Raw genomic sequence first — 16,525 nt, forward strand, 5'->3', positions numbered from 1 at the left:
ACTCCTTATGAAGTCTTTTTCAATAAGGTGTTGCACTTGACTTGACAATTCGCCGGAAAATTTTTTCGCAAATTATAAGGGACGGTATGAGGTATGTGGTGGGGCTTTATCCCCTGCTCCCCAATCGCATGAGCGTTGACCGGGACGAGCATGGAGAACTTGTTTATACCTACACGCCCATGAGCAATCAATGCCAATCCGAAACTCAAAAGTGACCAGTCAATCAAGCTGCGGCGGGAGGATGTCCTGCACATTCCGGGCTTGGGCTTTGACGGCTTGGTGGGCTACTCCCCCATTGCGATGGCGCGGAACGCCGTAGGCATGACCTTTGCTTGCGAGGAGTATGGCTCTGCTTTCTTTGCCAACGGTGCACGTCCCGGTGGTGTCCTCAAGCATCCGGGCGTATTGAAAGCCCCGTCGAAGCTCCGTGAAAGCTGGCACGCCGTCTACGGCGGTACGATGAACACGGGCAGGATTGCCGTCCTCCAGGAGGGCGTCAAGTATCAGCAGATTGCCATCCCGCCGGAGGAAGCTCAGTTCCTTGAGATGAGGAAGTTCCAGATCGACGAGATTGTGCGGCTCTATCGTGTGCCGCCGCACATGATTGGCGACTTGGAAAAATCCAGCTTCAACAACATCGAGCAGCAGTCGTTGGAGTTCGTGAAGTACACGCTGAATCCGTGGGTGGTGCGCTGGGAGCAGTCGCTGCAGAAAGCCCTGCTTACGGATAAGGAGCAGAAGGAGTATTTCATTCGCTTCAAAGTCGATGGGCTTTTGCGCGGAGACTACAAGAGCCGCATGGAGGGATATGCCATCGGCAGACAGAACGGTTGGCTTTCCGCCAACGACATCCGAATGTGGACAAGGATCGCGCGTTGGAGGACTATTCCGAAGTCACCGCCATCGGCATGGATGAAACCGGCAAGAAGGGGCATACCTACATCACGGTCGTCGCCGACCTGTCCCGGCGCAAAGTCATCTTCGTGACTGATGGCAAGGATTCTACAACTGTCCAGCGGTTCGCTGCCGACTTTGAAGCCCACCGAGGCAATACGGAAAGCGTCGGTCTCATCACCTGCGACATGTCGCTCGGTTTCCGCAAGGGGATTCAGGAATCCTTCGAGAACAGTCAGACTATCATCGACAAGTTCCATGTAATCAAACATGCCAACGAAGCCGTGGACAAGGTTCGCAAAATGGAAGCCAAGGAGAACGTCTTATTGAAGAACTCCAAGTATCTGTGGTTGAAGAATGATGCCAATCTGACGGAAAAACAGCGAGAGAAAAAGGAAACGCTCCAAAAGAAGCATTTAAAGACAGCGCGTGCCTGTGCTATGCGCATCGAATTGCAGGAAATCTACGAGCAGTCCGTCCATCGAGACGAGGCGGAACAGCGTTTGAAAAAGCTCTGCAGCTGGATGATGCACGCAAGGCTGGAACCCATGAAGAAGTTTTGCGGCACGATCCGCAATCATTGGGACGAGATCCTGCACTACTTCGAGCACCCCTATACGAACGCCATTCCAGAAGGGATGAACAGCATCACACAAAACATCAAGCGTCGCGCCCGAGGGTTCAGGAATGATGAATATTTCAAGACCATGATCTATCTAGGATGCGGCAAGCTGAACCTCAACATCCAAACCCTACAATTTGTCCATTAGTAGAAGACTGCATGAATATAGGGAACGTTCGTTCCTTTTCGTCTGCCCATACCAAACAGCGAGGAGCTACAAAAAGAGCCTCTGCCCTAGTAAAAGGGCAGAGGCAGGTGTAAAATAGAATCGTGCGACAATAGTACCGGTCTGCCTCTTCGGCTACGGCAGTGAACGCCGCTCCTGCGGGGCAATCAGCTACAGTGTGCGAGAGCATCGCCATAACAGAGCAGCCAGTACAGTGCGTTTGAAGCGCAAATAGAAGAAATTACAGCGCATCGCGTTCATGCAGCAATTTCACGATAGCGGCATAGTTAAAGTACAGCTTGTCGGCCTGGACGCCAAAAGGAATATCAACCTTGACCGCATGTTCCGTGCTGCAAAAGCTTCCGCCCTTCATGCGCCCCAGTTTCAGATTCGAGGACATGTTTGCGACATGTCCATAAGTATCTTGAAAGGGGAGGAGCAGACAATCACCGCCGCCCGGCTGCTCGCCGATGACCTTGGCCAAGCCGCCCTGCTGCGCGAAGAACGGCAGCGCGTTGGCGCAGGAATACGAGTAGCCGCTGGTCAGGATATAAAACGCATATTGCCCGCCGAAGCCATCTCTGCCATCGAAATGTCCGTCTAAGTTCGTATCCACATGGTACCATTCCGAGCAGTAGTTTTGGTTGAGCGTATTATAATAGGTGATATTCGCCTCACCGTCAGGCGCGAGAAACCCCAGAACGGCGGTCAAGGCGCCCACCGAGCCGCCGCCATTCGCCGAGAGGTCAATGACTACCCGTTTGACCTGCGGCATCTGCTGGATTTGTGCAAACGCATCATAGAAAAGACCAAAGGTGCTGCTGTCATAAACCTCTTCGGAGGGGGGGGCGAAATAGAAGCTCGCTTCATTTCCTGACTCGTTGAAATTCTCAAAGTAGATGAACGCGGTATCGTCAATGATATCTACCCGAGCCGCACTGAAATCCTCCGGCTTGAGTGTTTCGATGTGTTTGACGGTCTGAATGAAAGAACTGAGCTCCCTACTCTGGCTCACCCCCGTGACCGGCTCTACTTCAATCTGTTCATCCGCAGTGCCTCTGACTTTCAGAAGTTCCTGCGCATCCGCCAGCCAGGAAGCCTCCGGTTCTTTGCTGCCGCCACGGAAAATATAGCGCAGCAGGATGGGATCGAGTTGCAGATCCTCGCAGGCTGCTGCATACTGTGCATAGGTACCGACCTCCCCTGAAAGGAAATCGACTCCCTTGTCATCCAGCCGATAGACGAGACGCTGCAACGCATCGAGCGTGCCCTTCGGCCCGTACATCTGGAATACTTCCTGCAGCTCTGCGATCGATCCTGTATGGAATACCCCCGTTCGCAGCAAGATATCGTCATGTCCGCTGTCAAAGAGCTTGTAGATGAGGCTCAGGAACGCCTCATCGCTTTTTTTCCTGTCGGTAGACAGCAAGTCTTCCTTCAAGCCGTTCTCCGCCAAGTAGCTATCGAAATCCTTAATGCCCTTTTCTTCTTTATGCCCATAGTACATATCAAACAGCAGGCAATTCGTGCCATAGGCATAGCGTGCATAATCTGCCGGAATGTCCTTCCGCTTGGAAAAGCTGCCCGCGTAATAGGCATCGGCATAGGCATTTTTCCGAAGCAGGGGATTACGCTCAAAGCCGTAGATGTGTTTTGTCATTGGTTCGCTGATATCGTAGAAGCTGTCGCCGTTAAAGGACAGCCTGTTTGCCCGCATCGGTGTAGCGAAGACATTCTGCAGAACGGCAAAGGGCAGGAGTACATCGTCCTCATGCCAGACAATATCCTGCTCGTAGCGTTTTAGGTCAATCGCAAAGCCGCGGGCTGCCGTTTCCGTGGAGGGGTGCTTCCTCGATACGGCCTGTGCATTGAACTCGTGCGGCCCTAAAATGCCGTTTGGCAGCGCCCTCGCCCCGTAGGAGCCGAAAAACGCATCCCAATCCGCGCAGACCAACGTATCCTCACGGCTGTCGAACGTCACCTCAATGCCATTACGGACTGCTGTCAAAACGCTGTTCGCCTCGTCCGCATGGAACGCGATCTCGCCCGCATCATAGAGATTCCCCAGATACTCCACCGCAGAAACGTACGGCACCGTGGGCTGTCGATCCGTATGGTATACCTTGAGCGTTTCATATTTGTCCAGTCGCCCGTCATAGACACGGACATCCGCAGATCCTGTCACAGCAGCAAAAGTGGCCGCCGGCACCGAAAAGCACAGACAGAGCGCGGACAAGCCAAGAAATCTCTTGGCTAACGATTTACCTTTCATCATCTCAAACTTCCCCCTTGTATCATATGTTTTGTAAGCCTTGCCTACGAAAAAATCTTCTAAAACAGAGTTTACAAAAACGTTTGACCACAACATTCTTCGTAATGATCGCATGAATCTCCTACCATGCGCGGTTCAAATTGATCATGGCAGATGTGATATGGTCATGGACGCCTTTTTCCAATCCGGCTTCGCCGCTGACGCGCCAGCCGCCACCGATGTCTTTGCTGCCGCAAAGATTCATGGTGAAGCGGGCACGGTCGACGGCACGCTGCTGATGGAAGGAATATTCAGGAGCCGCGGACAGATGAGCGGCAACGCCAGGCGCATGACCGGAGAGGATTCCCTTCCAACCGAGATCGAAGGTTACAAAGCCGTCGCCGGAAAAATCCCGTTCCCACGACCAGCCGAGGTGCAAGTCGCTATACGTCGCTTGCGCACTGTCAAGCGATTGGTTCCAAACGCCGGCGCCAGTTTCGCGAAAGCCGCTCTGGCGGTAATGAATGAGATCCGCCGCAACAAAGGGCTTGTTGTGCCAAACGCCCTCTCGTCCATCGTCGAGATCATAGCTGTAGCGTCCCGCCAGCTCGATGGTGGTGCTGTGATACCTGCTGTTGGCGGCGGTAAAAAGAGGGGCAAAGAAAACGCGCTGACCGTCATTTTCCTGCCGCCCGACGGATATTGTCAGCCAGCCGTCATGAGGGCCGCTTCGGTAGATGCCATAGAGCGCGAGGCGATGATCCCGTACGGTGAATTTATCGGCCTCGCGAGAGAGGCGTTCCCTGCCATAGCTAAAGAGGCCGCCCAGCATCCAGCGTGGGGAGATGGGACGATCATAGCCGAGGGACAGGGTGTAGCCCTGCCCCGATGTGCCGCCGATTTCGCTCCACGTGCGCCCGGTGCGAAGCCAAAGTCCCGACGAGGCTGCCATCTCGACGGGGAGGACAAGTCCCGGTGAGCCAAAGCCGCCTTGATCGCGAAGGGGACGCAAAGAAATGGGAATCCTCGTCCCATGGGAAAGGTACGATTGCCGCGCCGTCAAAGCACCGCGCACCAGGGGGCGGGCGAAGGCGGCTGCGGCCACATCGGAACTGCTGCCATCCGCAAGAGCGGTGAGAGCTTGCCGCCCGGCATCCCCCGATAGGGAATAAAGACGGCCGATCTGCTCTTGCCCTTCGGCATCGGTGTGCTGCCAAAGGGCAGCGAGGCTATGGAAGACCATCTGCTGACGGCTGTCAAGAGTGCCCAAATAATTGCCCGGCGTGAAGGTGGCACGGTAGGCATCAGTGCTGCGCCGGTAGGAGGAAATGCCGAGAAAGCCGGAGAACGGCGCACCCTCACCGATCATCGCACCCGTCACGCCCCCAGTGGCGGTCAGGAACGTATAGGATGTATCGGGGCGATAGACCTGTCCGGGCAGGGCAGTCAAGGCGGAGCCGTCAACATTTGCCGTGCCGCGCACAGCAATCGGATGCGCCGCGCTGCCGTCCGCGCCGGTAGCAAGACCGAACGTGCCGCTGCTGACGAGATCGCCCTCGATGGTCAGCGACTCTCCGACGGGCGCAAGAAGCCCCCGATTGGTGAATACGCCCACATCCGACAGCGTGTGTGGATCGCCTGCAAGCGAAACGGAAAGGGTATGATCCGGTGCCGGATACAACCGGTAATGACCGCCAAAGAGCGCACCTCCCGGCGCAACGGCGGCAGAAAGGACATTGGCTTCGCCGCCATAGGAAAGGTCGCCGGAGATGACGAGGCGCGTATTTTTGCTGCCGTCAATATTGCCGCTGTAACGTAAATTCTGCCCGGCGAAGGTCAAGGTGGTGATGGGGAGCGGAGCGCCCTCCAGACGGCGCCGCATACGCGTATCGCTGATGTCGGAATCGTCATATTGCCATTTGTTGATGATGTCGCCCTCGATGTGCGCCCCCGTGTCGACGGTGATGTTCTTTACATAAGCGTTGTCGCTCATGTAGATGGCTGCCCGCCGTCCGACGATGGTGCCCTGCACCGTAAAATCCGACACCAGGGGACCGTTCATAGCGACAGCAGCAGGTATTAACTCTGTATTTTTGGAAAATACAGCGTAGGATGCACGCGCACCTCCATTCTTTCCCATGAGATTCGTACCGAAATCGAAGGCTGCACCGATGCCGCCGTGCCCGAGTGCCGTCACCCGGCTGTCGGGGCGCAGCGTCAGGCGGTGATCGCGCCCGTAAGCGACGAGCAGTCCGTTGCCGTTCTTTCCATCGGCGCGTATCGTCGTGCCGCCCGCAACATCGACATCGTTTTTCACTCCGTCCACCCGTATGCCGACGGCTGCCGCTCCTTCGGTCAGCAGATCCGCCGCCTGGGTCACGCGGTTGCGGCTGCCGTAAATGTGCAGCCCCATCCCCCAGGGGGTGCGGCTATATGCGCCACGGATATAGTCGGTATGGTCGGCAGTCCGCGCCGCGTAGGGCGCGGTGTTGTAAACCTCCTGATCATCGCCGTAGATGGAGCGTCCGAAGAAATCCCGCCGGTCGATGGAGTAGCCGAGATCTTGGAAGATGGCCAGCTCAAGCTCCATGAACGTATTGTAATTACGCCACCGCTGATGGCTCATCAAGGAATTTCGCAGTTCGCTGTGCGGTATCTGACTTAAGTCGTCCTGGTCACCCGGCTCTCCCTCGTTGCCATTGAGCGGAACCCCCCGGAACCCTTTGCCCGATGGGGTATCCGTGAGCATCGTATGCTTCCAGCTGCTGCCCCGCCAATACCCGGGCGACTTCAGGCCCATAGAAATACGGCAGACGCTGACGTCCGTCGAGATTGCCGAAAAAGCCCGGAAGGTCGAAATATTCATCGCTGTCCGGCTGGTAATTGTCTGTTTTTATGGCAAGATTCGGCTTGGCGCGAACGCCTCGGTGATCGTAGAGAAATCTCTGGAAGGTGAAAAGGTCGGAGGGAAAGTGAGGAGGCGTCGTCTCAAAAAAACCTACCATTCCCATCACATGTCCAAATTCATGGAACGTGGCAGGATGAAAGGCGGCATCGTCTTCCTGTGGCAGCGGCGTCCAAGGATCCGTCTCTGGGGCTGTCGGGGGGAACATCCCCTTGCCGATGACCATAAATCCCCCATACTTTTGGGAAGAAGGGGTTTCCGTCATCAGCATGGTGTACGAGCGTGTAGGATATATCCCGTCCTCGCGGGGCAGATCGTTGGAAATAAACGTGCCGCCGAAAGCGTTGCGAGCATCCTCGGTGCCGACAAGGATGTGCAGCGGCAGCCTTTTCCCGTCGCGCAGGATATAGCTCCATCGCTCTGCGGCCAAGGCGATGATCTGCTTTTGAAACGCGGACAACGTATAGGTGGAGGTTTCACCTTCGCCGGTGGGATCCGGCTCACCTTCATCCAAAAAATGAAGATGAAAGACGTTGTTTGCCGTCGTGTAGTCGCTGGAAGCGGCGGCTGTGCCTGAATGGCCTGCGAAGACGCAGAGGCAAAAGAGAGCCAGCGCCTGTTTTTTACGGATATGTCGCTTCATGATAAGTCGTACCTCCAATGCATCAGTGTTTCCCTAAAGGTTTTCTCCTTCCGATCTATGGGATCGGAACGTCCGCTTTTGATCGGCGAATCTTTCTGCTCCAGCCAACCACCATCATTCAGCCGCCTATCTTCACACATCTACACTGTCCTCTCGTCGTCGACAAATCCTAGATCGGCACAGCGCATCTGGGGAAATCCGGGCAACTTCATTTTATCAGTGTTTCCTTAGAACGCCCATGTCACTTGCGCACCGCCGGAGAAGCCGCGGCGAATGCCCTGCCAGCCGGTGAGGTGGATGTCATAGGTGAGGCGTTCTCCCTTGGGCGTGAAACGATGGCCAAGATCCAACATACCGCTCGCGCCTTTGAGGCTCGGGCTGGGCGTGCTGTTCCCTTGGTAGGAGGCGGATGCTTCTCCGCCAAATTCGTATTCGTAGGCAATCCCCGCATAGAATTCATTGGCGTCGCTCACCGTATGGGTGTACCGGAAGCCCACGCGAACGCGATGGGAGTCCACGCTGCCGAAGTCGTAGACTTCGCCGCTCGTAAGCGTCGAGGTCAGGCTGTTTTGGTGAGAGTAGAAGTAGCGAAGATACGGCGAGAAAGCGGCGTGTTCCTTGCGTTTTATCTCTTTGCCTATGCCAAGGTGCGCTGCGTAGTAGAGGTTCGATCCGTCATAGGATGCCGTGTTGCCGTTGTAGTCGCTGGTGGAGCGCCCGCCCCGAATCGAGCCTTCGTACCACAGACCGGTCTTCGTTTCCGTCCGCACCAAAAGCCCCAGACCCAAGTAGATCATGGCACCGCTGCCGTGGGTGCCGTCGTCTAAGTAGGAATCGTAGGTGCCACGCCCGTATTCGACGAAGGGGCTAAAGAGGACGTCATCGGCTTTTCCGGCATCTCGGCGCGCCCAGCCAAGTCCGATGCTCCAGCCTTTCGTGTCAACGTGGGAGCCGGATTCCACTCGCATGGTGCTACCGCCCATGCCCGCCCAGACTTGATAGCGATCCATTTCCGCTCCGCCTTGGCCGCTGGACGCAGCCTTCTTCGCGGCGGCAAGGTGTTCGCCCGCCATGGCGTCGCCAGCGCGGTTCACCAGATCTGTCAGCGCGGCGCGGGTTTCGACGTAGGATTTCGTGGTGGAAGGATCCATTTCAGCGTTAGTGACGGTGGCGATGAGCGCTTTGCTGTCATCGGCGGCCTTGGTGATTTTAAATTCGTACTTGAAGGAGCTGCCGTGTTGACCTTTGCGTTGGTTGTCGATGACGGCGTCGGTAGTGAGGTCGCCCGTCGTTTGGAGGAGGCGGACGGTGTCGCCGACGTGTAGGAGTTTCGCGCCGCCGTCCAGTTTGACACCGATGCCTTTGCCGATGAGATCAGCACTGCTTTGGATCGTCAACATGGGCGAGGACGCGCTCACGGCATCATTTTCGATGTAGAAGTGGACGTTTTGGAAGCCTTGGAGGGAGCCGATGGAAGCGCCTTTGGCGTGAGAGTGGACGATGAGGGTATTGTCGGTACCGTTTTTCGCACTGCCGCCGATGACGGCTCCCTTCACAGCGGTACCTCTCAGATGGATGATGTTTTTGTTGGTGTTGCCCGTTTCGTTTTTCACGCTGCCGCCGATGACATCGCCGATGACGGTCACCGCGCCCAAATCCACGGTGTTCTCCGAGGCACTGCCGCTCTTTGATAGACCTCCGTAGACATCCTTCACCGTGCCGCCTGTCACGGTCACCGTATTCTTATCGGCATTGCCGCTCCCATGCGCGTAGCCACCATAGACAGCGTCGCCTACGCTTCCCCCCGCCACGGTCACTGTGTTTTTATTGGCGTTTCCATCAAACACAAATCCCCCGAAGAGTTGTTCCTTGACCGTGCCGTTGTTAAGGTTGACGATATTGCCGTCGGCGTTGCCGAACTCTACATGGCCGCCGAAGAGATTGCATGTGCTGCCGCCTGTCACGCTCACCTGGTTGTTTTGAGCCTCTCCGATTTTATCCACATAGCCGCCAAAGACGGTCCAGCCCACTTCACCGCCCGTCATGGTAACGATATTTTGTTTGGCTTTGCCCTTATCCGTGTAGCCGCCGAATACGTTTCTTTTCATCTTACCGCCGTTCAAGGTGACATGGTTCTCCCGGCTCTCGTTCTTGTCAGTCGCTTCCGTGCCGCTTCCTTCCGTCTTGCCGCCGAATACATCCCGGAAGGAGCCGCTATTGACAGTGAGGCTGTTGTGGACGGTGGAGTTGCCAACCGTTGACCGACCGGCATAGAGATTATTATCGCTGTCTTTTACTCCCGTCGCTTCATCGAAGGCGGCGTTCTTGTATTGGGAGCTTTCCTCCGCATGAACCACGCCGCCCAAAGAAGGAAAAATCGTCCCCAAGGCCAACGCCACCGAGATCATCAGCCGCTGCTTCTTGCTCATGTTCTTCAACCTCGTGGTCGCCTCCTATCATTGTAGACAGGGTTCTTGTTACTATAGGAAACGCTGATAAAATGAAGTTGCCCAGATTTGCACAGATGCGCTGTTCCTGCAGCGCTCAACGTCAGCCAATCATGCGGTGCGCTTTGCACTTCGATTCTTGGGACGTTTTCGCATACGTGCCGTTGCCCAATCGCCTGCGTCCTTCGGACTTGGCTCTTGGACGGCTCAGCAAGGAGAAAACCTGCAGGCGTAGCAGTGCTACGTCGAGGATTTGTCGACGACGAGAGGACAGTGTAGATGTGTGAAGATGGGGAGATGAATTTATCGGTGATTCCTATACTTTGATTATAATTTATCTAATTTTCCCGCCGTTGTCAACCGAAACGGCGAAACGAATTTGATGCGCTTGTCAAGAACCGTTGACCATATCACATCGTGGATTTCTGGTGGACGGTCGGCATATCCGTAAACACGGTGAAGTCCTTTTGCCGCAACAACGAATTGACGGGCAATTCCTCATCTGGCGTGTGCCTTGCTTGCGGCAAGCCGCTGATGCAGATGCCGAAGAGAAAACAGCGGAAGTTCTGCTCGTCAGAATGTCGGGAGAAGTGGTGGAACAAGAATCGTGACAAAGGCAATAAACCATGCGGGAGCAAGGCCTCATCACGGCGGATGAGTACGCTGAAATCGACACCATGCTCCTTGCAAAATATCAGCCGTATCTTGGCCGTCTTTTATCGGAAAATGCTTGATAAATCCGCCTCACAGAGCAATATATAGGATGGGAAGGAGGTGGATAGAGTGGCTAAGGTAAGAAAAATAGAACCTGTCGTCGCTTTGAAGCCGAGGAAACGCGTGGCGGCGTATGCCCGCATCTCGATGGAATCGGACAGACTGAACCATTCGCTTTCGGCGCAGGTTAGCTACTTCAGTGAACGTATCCAAAGCAATCCCGAATGGATCTATGCCGGCGTTTATGCCGACAGCGGCATCTCCGGCGGCGACATCCGACGCAGAGCAGAATTTCAGCGCCTCATCGACGACTGCAATGCCGGGAAAATAGACATTGTTCTCTGCAAGAGCATTTCGCGGTTTGCCCGCAGCACGGTTGATCTATTGGAAACCGTGCGCCATCTAAAATCCATCGGCGTAGAAGTGCGGTTCGAGAAAGAGAATATACATACCCTCTCGTCTGACGGTGAACTTTTACTCAGCATTTTGGCAGGCTTTGCAGAAGAGGAAAGCCGCAGTCAGTCCGAGAATGCCAAATGGGCGATTCGGAAGAAATTCGAGCGAGGGAAGCAATGGCACACGGCAGCTTATGGCTACCGATGGGACGGAAAATCCTTCGTTATCTGCGAGGAAGAGGCAAATGCCATACGGGTGATCTATGATAATTTCCTGAGGGACGTACCCCTTCGGCAGACTTCCCGCTGGCTAGAGAGCCACGGGTACGCCTGCTCCATGTTCTTTATCCGCTATGTTTTGCAGAACATGGTCTATGTCGGGGACGTTCTCCTGCAACGCTATATTACGGAAAATCCTCGGACGCACAGAATCATCGAGAACAAGGGTCAGCTGCCGCGCTATTACATCAAGGACAATCATCCTGCCATCATTGACCGTGCTACGTTTGAGAAGGTGCAGGAGAAAATCAGGGCGAGCTACGAGTTCAATCCGGCGGCACATCGCATTGTAAAGCCGAGCTGTTTCTCGGCAAAAATCATCTGCAGCAAATGTGGCGCACATTTCGTCAAGGGCGTGACCAAAACCAACAGGCATGACGGCTTGCAGGAGCATTGGTTTTGCTACGGCAAAATTCACAAGCGAATGTGCGATGCAAGGAACATCCGTGGGTATCGGCTGTGGGAGGCGTGTCGTGAGGTTCTGGGGTTATCCGAATTTGATGAGGATGTGTTTGCCAAGACCGTGGAGAAGATTCTCACCACCGATACGGACAGTCTCGTCTTCCATTTTTATGATGGCACGGTGAAAACCGCCCGCATCCATTATTTCAGTCAGGACGAGAAGAAATACACCGACCCGCACAGAAAGCCCTTCGGCTACACATGGAGCCAAAACGGTTATGTGATTGTTCCAAAAGAGGCAGAAGCCGTGCAGTTGGTGTATCAATACTATGCCGAGGGATGGAACATCTCCGACATTTCGCGTGAACTCGAATCCAAGGGCTATCAGAGCATTCGGGGCAGATTTTCCCGCCGTGTGGTAACAACCGTTCTCGACAGCGATTTCTACATCGGCAATCGAACCATCAAGGGACAGTTTACGGAAAGCGGTGTGGATGAGGTTATCGAGAATGACCACGCACCGATTGTCAGCAAAGAACTGTTCGATACCGTCCAAAAGCGGCGGACGGTTGAACTGAAAAAGCAGGAACAGCGCATTGCCACAAGGAGGCGAATAGACAATGAGAAGCGTAACGGTCATCCCCGCCAGCGTCAATAAATTCTCGGCGCAGCCCTTATCTGCCACAGAAAAGCGTAAAGTTGCGGCGTATGCGCGGGTTTCTACGGATGAGGAGGAGCAGCAGAGCAGCTATGCCGCCCAATGCGATTATTACGAGCGGTACATCAAGAGCCGTGCAGATTGGGCGTTCGTCAAGGTATACGCCGATGAAGGAATCAGCGGCTGCAATACCCGGAAGCGCGAGGCGTTCAAGGCGATGGTGCAGGATGCCCTGGACGGCAAAATCCAACTGATTCTCACGAAATCTGTGTCGCGCTTTGCGAGAAACACCGTGGACAGCCTCACAACCATACGAAAACTGAAAGAGCATGGTGTGGAGGTCTGGTTCGAGAAAGAGAACCTTAAAACATTTGATCCCAAAGTGGAAATGCTCTTGACCATTTTGGCGAGCCTCAGTCAGGAGGAATCCCGCTCCATCTCAGAGAATGTGAATTGGGGCATTCGCAAGAAAATGACGGACGGGAAATTCAGCCTCGGCTATAGCCATTTTCTCGGTTATGACAAGGGTGAGGATGGAACGCTTGTCATCAACGAGGAAGAGGCAAAGGTGATCCGCAGGATTTATGCGCTCTACATCAAGGGTATGTCTCCTTACGGCATAGCGAAAGTGCTGACCGAGGAAGGCATCAAAACGCCCAGTGGAAAAACCCGGTGGAGTGACAGTACCGTGAGCAGCATCCTTCGTAACGAGAAATACTGTGGGCGGGCACTTCTCCAAAAGACATTTACCCCAGATTTTCTGACCAAGAAAACCGTCAAGAACACCGGGCAAGTCCCGAGTTACTATGTGGAGCACAGTCACGCGCCAATCATCGACCCGGATGTTTACGACATGGTGCAGCGGATGATGGAGGGGCGCAAGCGGGGGAGGGACAGAATCAGCTCTGTCAGCATTTTCTCAAGTAAACTTAGATGCGGCGACTGTGGTTCTTGGTACGGCTCGAAAACGTGGCACTCCACGGATAAGTACAAACGGGTTATTTGGCAATGCAATCACAAGTTTCGCGGCACGAAATGCAGCACGCCGCATTTTACAGAGGACGAAATCAAGGAACTGTTCGTTCGTGCCGTCAATCTGCTGCTTGCCGAAAAAGAGGAGATTATCTCTACCTACGAAATGATGCGGGAAAAGCTGTTCTCCACCACGGCACTTGTCGAGGAGCGCAGGGCACTGGAAAATGAACTGAATGTCACGGCAAGACTGGTGGAGGACTGCATTAAGGAAAACGCCCGCATCGCTCAAGACCAGACGGAGTACGAAGAACGATATCAGAACCTCGTAGCGAGGTACGAAAAAGCAAAGAAGCGGCATGATGCAACCATCGAGCAAATCAACGATCGAACGGCGCGGGGCGAACAAGTTTCCCTATTCCTGCGAAAATTGAGCGGCCTGGATTTGATTGCCGAGTTCGATGACGACCTCTGGCTCTCCATGGTGGATTTCATCACCGTGCATGATAAGGCAAAAGTGACGGTCACATTCAAGGACGGCAGCGAGATAAAACTGGACAGATAGACGATGAGCGGGAATCGGTGAGAGAAACCGACTCCCGCTTTTTTTATTTTGACACCCTGAAAAATGTCAGAGTACAGGAAAAATGTAAGGGTTCAAAGGAAAAATGTCAGCGTATCAAAGTAACCGTGCAGGGGGATGTTTTATGCGTGAAAATGATACAAAGGTAATTGCTCCTATGCGGCGTGAATCCCTAGTTTGCGAGGGCTTTCAGAGGTTTTCTGCTCTGGAGGCGCTTTGTTTTTTGACGATGTTCACTGATTTTTCGTTTGATGAAAGCTCGACTTACTGGCAGGGGGGTCAAACCGTTTGACACCCCTGAGACACTCTCAAAAGAAAAAATGTGAGAGTTTAGGAAGCTATACGGGAACTGGTTTCGCGGGCATTTTTACGAGTTCGGATTTTGACACCCCTAATGGGAGAAAAGTATCGAATTTATATTGATGGCATAAAAAAAGAGGGGCGATGCCCCTCTATCAGACTTATTTAGAACTTTACCCCGAGGGAGAATCCGCTCGTCACATCCGATGTATGGAATCCCTCGGGTTTTCTTATGGGCATCGCCGCAAAGACATCATAGGAGACCGTATCAATCGAGCCACGGAGTCCGATTGCTGCGCCCATCATCGTATGTCCGTTATAGAGATCGGCTCCATACCCGTAGACCGCACCGACATCAAACCCGAGGTAGAGTTCCGCCTTTTGTTTCGGAAACCGTGTCGCGAACTCGTTCCGCAGATACCATCCGTTTGTCCCCATCAGCGTGACCTCACCGTCGAAGCCGCGCACCGTATAGCGATTGCCCATGCTGATCATATCTACTCCGTAGAGCCGCATCCCATCCATCGTATACTGCCCGTAAAAGGATGTTGTAAATGTTGCGGGGCGATGACTGAACTCAAATGGATGCACAAAGTCCACATCGAGCAGCCACATTCGATAGAGTGTCTTTGGCGCATCGGCAAAAGCCTTTTCTTCCTGCGCACCCATCCATCCGAGACCGAACCTGTGCGCCAGACGGAAATAGAGCGTATTGCGCTGCAGATAGAGCCTCTCAGCAAAACCGACCTCCATCGAGGTCTGGTGCATCGCTTGAATGGGCAGCTCGACATCATTCAAGAAGCTGTGTGAGTTCCGTTTCCGCAGACGAATGTCCATGCTCGTCTTCATCGCAGCCGAGCGATGCAGTACATAGTCCCATGACAGTGTAGAAATATTGGAATCTCCTGCACTGATGAAGTTATAGGGAATACTCTCTACCGTCTGATGATATTTGGAACGCTGATAGGAAAACGAGAATGTATGCCGTCCATAGGGATAGGTATAACTGATGTTATGCCCGCGCGTTCCCTTCTCATAGCCGTCCTGTGCACCGTCGAGGTTCATACCGATGCGGAGCATATCGTTCTTGTGAAAGGGCTGGTCGATGCCGATGGAGGTATACCATTGGAGCTTTCCCGTATCCTCAAGCCCCGAGTCATCCACGGAGATCGTACCGTAGAAATTCTTTCCACGTTTTACCGTGAGAACGACATCCGTCCTCTGTGGCTGATCCGAGGGGAGGAGCTTGACGGAGATATCCTGTGAGGGGAGACGTTTTGCCTGTTCGATGCCCTGCTCGATGTCGCGTACATTCAGAATATCTCCTTCGTGGAAGGGAAAGAGATTCTTCCAGTAGAGGGCATCACTGCCCTCGTCAAAACGAACGGCGTTGATGTAGCCGATCTGCAGAACGAGACGCAGTTCTCCCGATGAGAGATTCTGTTCCGGCACAACAATACGGCTCGTAGAGAACCCACGAGCCATGAGGGACTGATTCATCGCATTGATGAGCTTGTTGATGTCGCTGAGAGACAGCTCCTTATCCTTGTAGGGACGAGTGGTGCGTTCGAGAAAGCGGAATCGCTCCACTTGGTTCTCAATCGTGATCTGAGAGATGTGGAATCGAACGCTCTCATCTGCGGGAAGATCAGTAGAGGGTGGAGGGGCGACAATCGTCTCCACGCGCTCCTCACCAAGCCGCTCCTGCCGCTCTGCCTCCTGCGTACGTGACTGATCGAGCTGCTCTTGCTGTGCAGGGGCAGCGATAGCTGGGACGGCAAAGAGGGAGAGGATGGGGATGAGGAGGAAGGTTGAGGGGCGGTTGAGTTGCATCAAGTAGAATCACCATATACTTTCAAAAACTCAGTTGTCATATCTTCGAACATCTGAAATGCTGTTGTGAGAATTCCATGGAGATCCTCGTAGTTGCGGAAATTTGGCAAACGATTTCCATTTTCTAAATTCAGCAGTTCATATTCTAAATTTGGGAAAGTACCCCCTTCATAATATTTATTATCCTTCATAGCATACCACATCAATTCGGCAATACCATACTTTATACATATATGATATCTAAATTCGTATATGTTGCTCTTCTTTTTTGCTTGAAAAAAATCCTCTCTTTTCCGATATTTTACAGATGTATAACCTATCTCTTGAAGCATCTCCAAGACATACTGGTTATCATAGTTTTTGAAGCGCTCTTTTGAATCAAAAGAATACTGTGTGCGGAGAGCTTGATATCTCTCTGCAAAGCGAATACTGTTTAATACTTCTACCATCTGGTTGTCCAT

At 53.6% G+C, this 16,525-nt stretch carries 11 protein-coding genes and 1 pseudogene; 6 read left to right on the forward strand and 6 right to left on the reverse strand.

The features are described from left to right. Positions 1–62: 62 nt before the first annotated feature. A pseudogene (locus ACO6BQ_RS01025) lies at positions 63–855 on the forward strand (phage portal protein); the annotation flags it as partial. A gap of 20 nt (positions 856–875) precedes the next feature. Then, positions 876–1,664, forward strand: coding sequence for an ISL3 family transposase (locus tag ACO6BQ_RS01030; protein ID WP_489118807.1), 789 nt, complete (start codon positions 876–878; stop codon positions 1,662–1,664). Between the two features lie 259 nt (positions 1,665–1,923). Here the strand turns inward: ACO6BQ_RS01030 and ACO6BQ_RS01035 are convergent, their stop codons facing one another. From ACO6BQ_RS01035 to ACO6BQ_RS01050, 4 genes are all read right to left on the reverse strand, one after another. Then, positions 1,924–3,957 (reverse strand): S41 family peptidase, encoded by a 2,034-nt coding sequence (locus ACO6BQ_RS01035; protein WP_489118809.1) that lies wholly within the window; start codon positions 3,955–3,957, stop codon positions 1,924–1,926. Positions 3,958–4,075: 118 nt separating this feature from the next. After that, positions 4,076–6,682, reverse strand: coding sequence for an autotransporter outer membrane beta-barrel domain-containing protein (locus tag ACO6BQ_RS01040; protein WP_489118811.1), 2,607 nt, complete (start codon positions 6,680–6,682; stop codon positions 4,076–4,078). Then, complete coding sequence (locus tag ACO6BQ_RS01045) at positions 6,609–7,481, reverse strand: hypothetical protein (protein ID WP_489118813.1); 873 nt, start codon at positions 7,479–7,481, stop codon at positions 6,609–6,611. Before ACO6BQ_RS01045 ends, ACO6BQ_RS01040 begins: the two co-directional genes overlap by 74 nt. 227 nt (positions 7,482–7,708) lie before the next feature. Next, the gene (locus tag ACO6BQ_RS01050; protein ID WP_489118815.1) at positions 7,709–9,910 is read right to left on the reverse strand and encodes a hypothetical protein; all 2,202 of its coding nucleotides are present in this window, start codon (positions 9,908–9,910) and stop codon (positions 7,709–7,711) included. Positions 9,911–10,554: 644 nt separating this feature from the next. On the opposite strand from ACO6BQ_RS01050, the gene ACO6BQ_RS01055 reads away from it, so the two are divergent. The 4 genes from ACO6BQ_RS01055 to ACO6BQ_RS01070 all read left to right on the forward strand — a co-directional run bounded on the left by ACO6BQ_RS01055 (position 10,555) and on the right by ACO6BQ_RS01070 (position 14,223). Next, positions 10,555–10,662 (forward strand): SHOCT domain-containing protein, encoded by a 108-nt coding sequence (locus ACO6BQ_RS01055; protein ID WP_489118817.1) that lies wholly within the window; start codon positions 10,555–10,557, stop codon positions 10,660–10,662. A gap of 49 nt (positions 10,663–10,711) precedes the next feature. Further along, complete coding sequence (locus tag ACO6BQ_RS01060) at positions 10,712–12,376, forward strand: recombinase family protein (protein WP_489118819.1); 1,665 nt, start codon at positions 10,712–10,714, stop codon at positions 12,374–12,376. Further along, positions 12,339–13,913: a recombinase family protein gene (locus ACO6BQ_RS01065; protein ID WP_489118820.1), complete on the forward strand. Its 1,575-nt coding sequence runs from the start codon at positions 12,339–12,341 to the stop codon at positions 13,911–13,913. Before ACO6BQ_RS01060 ends, ACO6BQ_RS01065 begins: the two co-directional genes overlap by 38 nt. A gap of 142 nt (positions 13,914–14,055) precedes the next feature. After that, positions 14,056–14,223 (forward strand): hypothetical protein, encoded by a 168-nt coding sequence (locus ACO6BQ_RS01070; RefSeq protein WP_489118822.1) that lies wholly within the window; start codon positions 14,056–14,058, stop codon positions 14,221–14,223. Positions 14,224–14,396: 173 nt separating this feature from the next. On the opposite strand, the gene ACO6BQ_RS01075 is transcribed toward ACO6BQ_RS01070, so the two are convergent. Together ACO6BQ_RS01075 and ACO6BQ_RS01080 are read right to left on the reverse strand one after the other, a co-directional pair. Next, positions 14,397–16,064 (reverse strand): ShlB/FhaC/HecB family hemolysin secretion/activation protein, encoded by a 1,668-nt coding sequence (locus tag ACO6BQ_RS01075; RefSeq protein WP_489118942.1) that lies wholly within the window; start codon positions 16,062–16,064, stop codon positions 14,397–14,399. Then, positions 16,064–16,525 (reverse strand): hypothetical protein, encoded by a 462-nt coding sequence (locus ACO6BQ_RS01080; RefSeq protein WP_489118824.1) that lies wholly within the window; start codon positions 16,523–16,525, stop codon positions 16,064–16,066. The genes ACO6BQ_RS01075 and ACO6BQ_RS01080 overlap by 1 nt, the downstream gene beginning before the upstream one ends.

The organism is Centipeda sp. (in: firmicutes) (genome assembly GCF_057271695.1).